This is a genomic window from Actinomadura sp. 7K534 (genome assembly GCF_004348575.1).
Classification (GTDB): domain Bacteria; phylum Actinomycetota; class Actinomycetes; order Streptosporangiales; family Streptosporangiaceae; genus Spirillospora; species Spirillospora livida.
Window position 1 is genome coordinate 1 of sequence record NZ_SMKB01000320.1, and the last position, 6,931, is coordinate 6,931.

6 protein-coding genes are annotated in these 6,931 nt (G+C 76.7%); 3 read left to right on the forward strand and 3 right to left on the reverse strand.

Annotated features, from left to right (window positions below):
* The 3 genes from E1266_RS34150 to E1266_RS34160 all read right to left on the reverse strand — a co-directional run.
* Positions 1 to 2,560: FtsK/SpoIIIE domain-containing protein (locus E1266_RS34150; protein ID WP_279436370.1), on the reverse strand; the 2,560-nt coding region annotated here is incomplete at its 3' end.
* Positions 2,561 to 2,597: 37 nt separating this feature from the next.
* The gene (locus E1266_RS34155; protein ID WP_132054227.1) at positions 2,598 to 3,539 is read right to left on the reverse strand and encodes an NAD-dependent epimerase/dehydratase family protein; all 942 of its coding nucleotides are present in this window, start codon (positions 3,537 to 3,539) and stop codon (positions 2,598 to 2,600) included.
* A gap of 42 nt (positions 3,540 to 3,581) precedes the next feature.
* Positions 3,582 to 4,058, reverse strand: coding sequence for an SRPBCC domain-containing protein (locus E1266_RS34160; RefSeq protein ID WP_132054229.1), 477 nt, complete (start codon positions 4,056 to 4,058; stop codon positions 3,582 to 3,584).
* A 112-nt stretch (positions 4,059 to 4,170) separates the two neighbouring features.
* On the opposite strand from E1266_RS34160, the gene E1266_RS34165 reads away from it, so the two are divergent.
* The 3 genes from E1266_RS34165 to E1266_RS34175 form a co-directional block, all read left to right on the forward strand.
* A complete protein-coding gene (locus E1266_RS34165; RefSeq protein ID WP_132054231.1) occupies positions 4,171 to 4,872 on the forward strand; it encodes a TetR/AcrR family transcriptional regulator in 702 nt (233 codons plus the stop codon).
* Positions 4,873 to 5,099: 227 nt separating this feature from the next.
* Complete coding sequence (locus tag E1266_RS34170) at positions 5,100 to 6,035, forward strand: hypothetical protein (protein WP_132054233.1); 936 nt, start codon at positions 5,100 to 5,102, stop codon at positions 6,033 to 6,035.
* Positions 6,036 to 6,037: 2 nt separating this feature from the next.
* A partial coding sequence (locus E1266_RS34175) for a hypothetical protein (protein ID WP_132054235.1) occupies positions 6,038 to 6,931 on the forward strand: 894 nt, incomplete at its 3' end.

Below are 6,931 nucleotides of genomic sequence, written 5' to 3' on the forward strand. Positions count from 1 at the left end.
GGATGGTGGGGCGGTGGTCGGCGGCGCCGGCGGCCGGGCGCGGTTTCCCGATCCGGGCGGCCTGCACGCGATGCGGCCCCTGCGTCCCGGAGCGGATGTAGCAGCGGCCGGGGGTCGCCCTGGAGATCTGCGCGGCCTCCGGGGAGCCGAGCACGCCGGTGGACGCCTCCGGGTCGGTGGCGCGGAGCGCGATGCGCAGGTCGACGCCGGCGCGGATGTCGTCGGTGACGGCCTCGGGCCGCCGCGTGGCGAGGACGAGGTGGACGCCGAGCGGCCGCCCTCGGCGGGCGATGCCGGTCAGCTCCGCGACGAACTCCGGCAGTTCGGCGGCCAGGGCGGCGAACTCCGCGACGGCGATGACCAGGCGCGGCAGCGGCGGCAGGTCCCGGTCGGCGGCGCGCAGCTCGTCGTAGCCGGCGACGTCCTCCGCTCCCGCTTCGAGCAGGATCTCCTCGCGGTGGCGGAGCTCGGCGGTGAGGGACTCCAGGGCCCGCTCGGCGGCGTGCTCGTCCAGGTCGGTGACCATGCTGACGGTGTGCGGGAGGCGGGCGCACTCCTCGAACACGCCCCGGCCCTTGGAGCCGCGGCCCCTGGCGTCGATGAGGACGAAGGTCATCTCGTCGGGGCGGTTCGCGACGGCGAGGGACGCGACGAGGGTGCGCAGCAGCTCCGACGTGCCCGCGCCGGACGCCCCCGCGACGAGGACGTGCGGCCCGTCGGCGCGCAGGTCGATCTCGTGGGGCGCCATGGGCCCGTCCGGGCCGGTCCCGATCGGCACCCGGGCGGTCCGGCCGCCGGTGCGGGTCCAGGACCGCAGGACGTGCTCGGCGGTCGGGTCCGGCATGCCGAGGAGGTCCAGGAGCCGGACCTCGGACGGGACGGGGTCTCCGGCGTCCGCCCGCGCCAGGTCCCGGATCGGGGCGAGCGCCCGCGCGACCCGCTCGGCCCAGCTCGCCGAGACCTGGTCGGCCAGCACGGGCCCGAGGACGTCCAGCCCCTGCCGGAGCCAGATCATCGGCGCCTGCCGCGGATCCCACGCGGCCATGGCGCGGCATTCCTCGGGGAGTAGGCGCTCCTCGTCGTCGACGCAGACGGCGTACAGGCCGAACTCGGGCCCGCGCGACAGCAGCATCGGCATCCCCGGCAGGCGGCGGAGCGCCTGCGCACCGTCCAGGACGATCAGGACGTTGTACGGGACGGTCCCGGTGCGCCGCCGCTCCGTCACCTGCATCGCCAGTTCGGTGACGCGGCGCGCCGCCGACTCGGCGTCGGTGCCGACCAGGGCGACGCAGTCCTCGCCCTCGCGGGGCGCGCAGTGCGGCAGCCAGCGCACCCAGTTCCACTGGTCCCCGGCGTCCGGGCCGGCGGACAGGACGACCACGGCCAGGTCGCGGGGGCTGTGCAGCACGGCGCTCTGCGCGACCATCCAGCGGGCCAGCGCGCGGGACGCCGGCCGCGGCCCGGCCAGCCCGACGACGCCGAGGTCCGCGAGCGGGAACGCCACCGGCACCTGCCGCGCGACCGGGACCGCGAGCCCGGCGTCGCCGCCGGTGAGCTCGATGCGGGCCGGCTGGTCGGCGAGGCCGGTGCGGAGGTCGAGCACGTCGGGATCGTCGCGGCGGCGCTCCCACAGCCGCCGCCGCGGGCCGGTCGCGGTCAGCAGCACCTCGGCCGGGTCGGGGTGCAGCGCCCGCCGCTCGGCCTCGTCCCGGCGCCGCAGCCGCTCCACCTCGCCGTCGAACTCGCCGGACCTGCGCTGGTACTCCTTGAGCGACCGCCGGAAGGAGGGCCGGAGCAGCTCGCGCGGGCTCCGGTCGGGACGCTCCGGGACCGCCAGCCGCCGTGCCCGCTCCTGCGGCGCCGTCCGGGGCGGCCGGTCGAACGCCAGGCCGCCGTCCGGCAGCGGCACCAGATGGGCGTCCGGGGCGGTGCTGAGCGTGAGCGCCAAGACGCTCGACCCCACCGACAGCAGCGTTCCGGGCGGCCACGTCGTCCTGCCCGCGAGGGGCGCCCCGTCCAGCGTGGCGCCTCCCTCGGCCGTCAGCGCGGACGCCTCGACCTCGACGATCTCGCGCCCGACCGTGAGCCGCAGCGACCGCGCGGGGACCGACGGGTCGTCCAGCACGACGTCCACGTTCCGCCCCGAGCCGAGGGTCGAGACCCCGAGGCCGAGGCGGTGCACCGACCCGGCGGCCGGGCCGCCCGCGACGCGGACCTCGACCAGCCCGGTCGGCTCGCCGAGCACGGTGGCGGCGGCCCCGTGCCGCTCGACGGCCACGACGGCGCCGTCCCGGAGCTCCTTGACGGCGAGGGCCTGCGGGTCGAGCATCCGCCCGTCCAGCCACAGCGCCCGCGGCGACCGGGGGCCGGGCACGGCCGCGGAGCGCAGGGCGTCCTTGGAGTAGCGCGGCGCCGCGGGGGACCGCGCGGCCGCCGGCGCCCGCCCGTCGAGCAGGGCGGCGAGCGACCGCGCGACCCCGTCCACGGTGGCCTCGGCGTCGGCGTCCATCACGACGTCGCGCGGTCCTCCGCCGGTCAGCGCCGTGAACGAGATGCGCATGAGAGCCTCCGGCGTCCTCGGGACGGTCGCGCTCAGCTTAGTTACCCGCGGGCCGGAGCTCCCGGTGGACGGCGACCACGGCCCGGAGGGCGTCGTCGAGCGGCGTCGGCGCCGTCCCGAACGTCGACTCGAAGGCCGACGAGTCCAGGACGTACGGCCTGTCGAACTGGTAGCGGGTCTCCCGCAGCTCCCGCATCATCGGCGAGCCGAGCCCGAGCGCGTGGAAGACCGGGCGCGGCACCCTCGTGATGCGCGGCGCGGGCGCGCCGGCGATCTCGCAGAGCCGCTCGGCGACGTGCAGCGGGGAGACGGCGGGGCCGGTCGGGACGTGCCAGGCCCGCCCCAGCGCCCGCTCGTCGGTCCCGGCGACGGCGAGGGCCTCCGCGACGTCCGGCGTGTACGTCCAGGCGTGCGGGACGGCCGGGTCGCTGAGGAACTGGACGCGCCCGCCCGCCAGCAGCGGCCGCACGAACCGGTCCTCGCCGAGGTACGCCTGGTCGGTGCTGCGGGGGCCGTAGTAGTCGGAGGGCCGCAGCTCGGTCATCCGGATCCGGCCCGCCCGGTGCGCGGCCAGGGCGTCCCGCCACATCGCCGCCCGCACCCGGCCCTTGACGCCGGTGGCGGCCAGCGGCAGGTCCTCGGTCATCGGCCCGTCCACGGGCCCGTAGACGTACAGGTTGCTGAGCGTGACCAGGGTCGCGCCGGTGGCCTCGGCCGTCCCGAGGAAGGACGCGGCCATCGGCGGCCAGTCCCGCGTCCAGCGGTGGTAGCGCGGGTTGACGCAGTTGTAGAGCGCGTCGGCGCCCCGGGCGATCCGGGTGAGCCGGTCCCGGTCGGCGGCGTCGGCGGCGACCCGCTCGACCCCCTCGGGCCCGGACCCGGACCGCGTCACGACGACGACGTCGTGGCCTCGCCCGGTGAGCCGCTCCGCGAGGTGCGCCCCGACCTGCCCGGCTCCGACGATCACGTGCCTGCCCATTGCCTACTCCTTTGCTCGCGTTGTCTTCGTCTCGCGTTGTCTTCAGCGGTTCTCGACGTGGGACTTCAGTGCGTTCAGCCGGGTCTCGTGGGCGGCGCGGAGCTTGCGCTCCCCGAAGACGAGCCGGGCGAGCGGGCCGTCGAACGACTCCTGGAGGGTCACCCGGGTGCGCCCGCCCTCCGCGGTGAGGACCATGCGGTCCACGGCCCGGTAGAGGCCGAGGGCGCTGCCCGTCCAGCTGAGCTCCCGGCCGGGCTCGACGATGGCGAACCGGGAGCGCAGCGGCGTGCCGTCCTGCGCCCAGCGGAACTCCCGGCCCGGCTCCACCGCGTCCAGCGCGCGGACGCGGAAGCCCGGCGCCCAGGTCTCCCAGCCGCGCAGGTCGGCGAGGACCTCCCAGACCCGCTGCGCCGGGGCGTCGATGACGATCTCGGACGAGCTGGTGACGGGCGCGGTGTCGTCGATGCGCCCCCGCAGCGCGTAGTCGGCGTGCAGTGTCGCGAGGTCCTTGGCGAACATGCGGCGTTCCTTTGGATAGGTGCTCTGTTTCGAGAGCAATGCTCTCTCTAGAGAGCGGTGTTGTCAAGAGCAGTGCTCTCGATTCGGTTTGGTGCTCTGCTAACCTCGGCCCATGGCTGCACGTACGGCACGCGAACGGGTCCGGGCGGAGCTGATCCGCGAGATCACCGACATCGCCAGGCGGCAGCTCGGCACCGAGGGGGCGGCCGGCCTGTCGCTCCGCGCGGTCGCCCGGGAGATGGGCATGGTGTCCTCGGCGATCTACCGGTACTTCCCGAGCCGCGACGACCTGCTGACCGCGCTGATCATCGACGGGTACAACGCCGTCGGCGAGGCCGTGGAGCAGGCCGACGCCGGAACGCCCGCGGAAGACTTCGCCGGGCGCTGGCTCGCCGTGTGCCGGGCCGTCCGGGAGTGGGCCCTGGCGCACCCGCACGAGTACGCGCTGCTCTACGGATCGCCCGTCCCCGGCTACAAGGCGCCGGACGACACCGTCTCCGCCGCCGCCCGCGACACGGTCGTGTTCGCGCGGATCGTCTCGGCGGCGCACGCGGCGGGCGCGATCGACCCGGCCGGGCCCCTGCCCCCGCCGCCGCCCTCGATCGCCGAGGACCTGGCCCGGGTGCGCGCCGCCGTCGACCTGGCCGCGCCGGACGACGTGGTCGTCCGGGCCCTCACGGCATGGGCCGGCCTCTACGGGACGGTGAGCTTCGAATTGTTCGGCCAGTTCGCCAACACCGTGGAGGACGACCGGGCCGCCTATTTCGACCACACGATGACGCTGCTCGGGCGTCTCGTCGGCCTGAAATCGTGATCCACCGGGGCCTCCGGAGGCGCCCGGACCGCGGTCAGTGACTGGTGTGACTGGTGGTAAGCAACGATGTGATCGGTGAATTCGCAGGTCACCGCGGGCGCCCGAGAGATGGGGCGGCCCGCGTTCACCGAATCCATTGACGAGACCTTGCCGCCCCCGCAAGCATGGATCGCTCGGTGTTGCGCGGATCCCGGTGACGGGAGTCGCGGGAGGGCGGGAAGGAGCGCGTGGGCAGCGCGATGAAGTCCAACCAGTCGACCTTCGCCGGAGGTGGCTCGGGTCCGTCCGGCGGTGGCGCGGCGGGCTCGTCCGGCGGCACGGCGGCGCTCGGCCGCTCGGGGCTCGGCACCTCCGGGGGGCAGCGGCTTCCCGCGTCCCCCCGGGAGCGCAAGCCCGCGCTCGCGGCGCTCGCGGTGCTGCTCATCCTCGGCGGCGCGCTCGCCAGCGCCTACCTCGTGATGGCCAGCGGCGAGCGGGTGTCGGCGATCCGCATCGCGCAGCCGGTCGCGGCCGGGCAGCAGATCCCGGCGAGCGCCCTCGAAGAGGTGCAGGTCGGCGACACCGGGATCCAGTTCATCAGCTGGTCGGAGCGCGCGAAGGTGACCCGGCACGTCGCCGCGGTCCGGCTGGTGCGCGGCGCGCTGCTGACCAACTCCATGATCGTCGCGGAGAACGCGCCGGAGGACGGGCGCCTCGTCGTCGGGCTGGCGCTCAAGCCCGGCCAGTTCCCGTCCGGCGGCGTCGAGGTCGGCCGGCACGTCACCCTCTACGCGGTCGGCACCGGGCAGAACGGCGGCCCGCGCGCCGGGACCGTCCTGTCGGCGGACGCCATCGTGATCGGCATCGCCGGGAACGGCGGGAGCGGCGGCGAGTTCGGCGGCACCCGGCTGAGCTCCGACCAGACCAGCATCGACGTCGCCGTCCCGCCGTCCGACGCGCCGCAGGTGACCCAGGCCGCCTCCGCGGGCGCGGTCGCGCTCGCGCTGATCCCGGACGGGGCGCGGCCGCCCGCGGCCTCCGGCGGGCCCGGCGCCGAGCAGACCCCGCCGGCCGGCGGGCGGAACCAGGGCGGCGCGGAGCCCCCGGACGGCACCGTCCAGGTCCCGGACGGCGGCGGCACGGGCGGGAGCACGCCGCCGGGGCCGGGCGCGGGCGGTAACTGACCGTGGCACTCATCGCGCTCGCGGCCGACAAGGGGGCGCCGGGCGTCACGACCGCGGCGGTCGCCCTCGGCGCGGTGTGGCCGCGCCCCGTGCTGGTCGCGGAGTGCGACCAGGCGGGCGGCGACCTCGTGTACCGGCTGCCCGCCGCCGCGCCGGAGACCGGCGACGGCCCCCGCGACCTCGCCGCCGGCGGCGGGATGCTCAACCCGTCCCGCGGTCTGCTCAGCCTCGCCGCCACCGCGCGCCGCGGCCTGCGGCCGGACCAGATCGCCGAGCACTGCCAGCGGCTCGTCGGCGGACTCGACGTCCTCGTCGGGACCACCAACGCCGAGCAGGCGCAGGCGATGAGCTGGCTGTGGGGGCCGCTCGGCCGGGCGTTCGCCGGGCTCGACCCCGTGGACGTGCTCGCCGACTGCGGGCGGCTCGGCGCCGGCACCCCGCTGACCGAGCTGATGCACGAGGCCGACCTGGTCGTCCTGCTCACCCGGGCCACCCTGGAGCAGGTCGCCCACCTGCGCGAGCGCGTCGCCGCGCTGACCGAGGAGCTGCGCGGCGGCCCGCCCATCGGGGTCCTCGTGCTCGCCGACCCGCGCGACTTCCGCGGCTCGATCGCCGAGGTCGACCGCGTCCTCGCCGGGGCGCGGGGCCGCGGCCGGCCCGCGGACCCGGGCGGGCGGCAGGGCGCCGCGCCGCCGGACGTCACCGTCCTCGGCGGGCTGGCCCTCGACCCCAAGGGCGCCGAGCTGCTGTCGGGCAGCTGGGGCGGGCGGCTGGACCGCTCGCTGCTGATCCGGTCGGCGCGGGAGGTCGCGGGCGACCTCGCCGGCCGCGTTGCCGCCGCCCGCCCCGCGGGCCCGGTCGCCGAGCCTCCGCCCGCGCCGCAGACTCACCCCGTC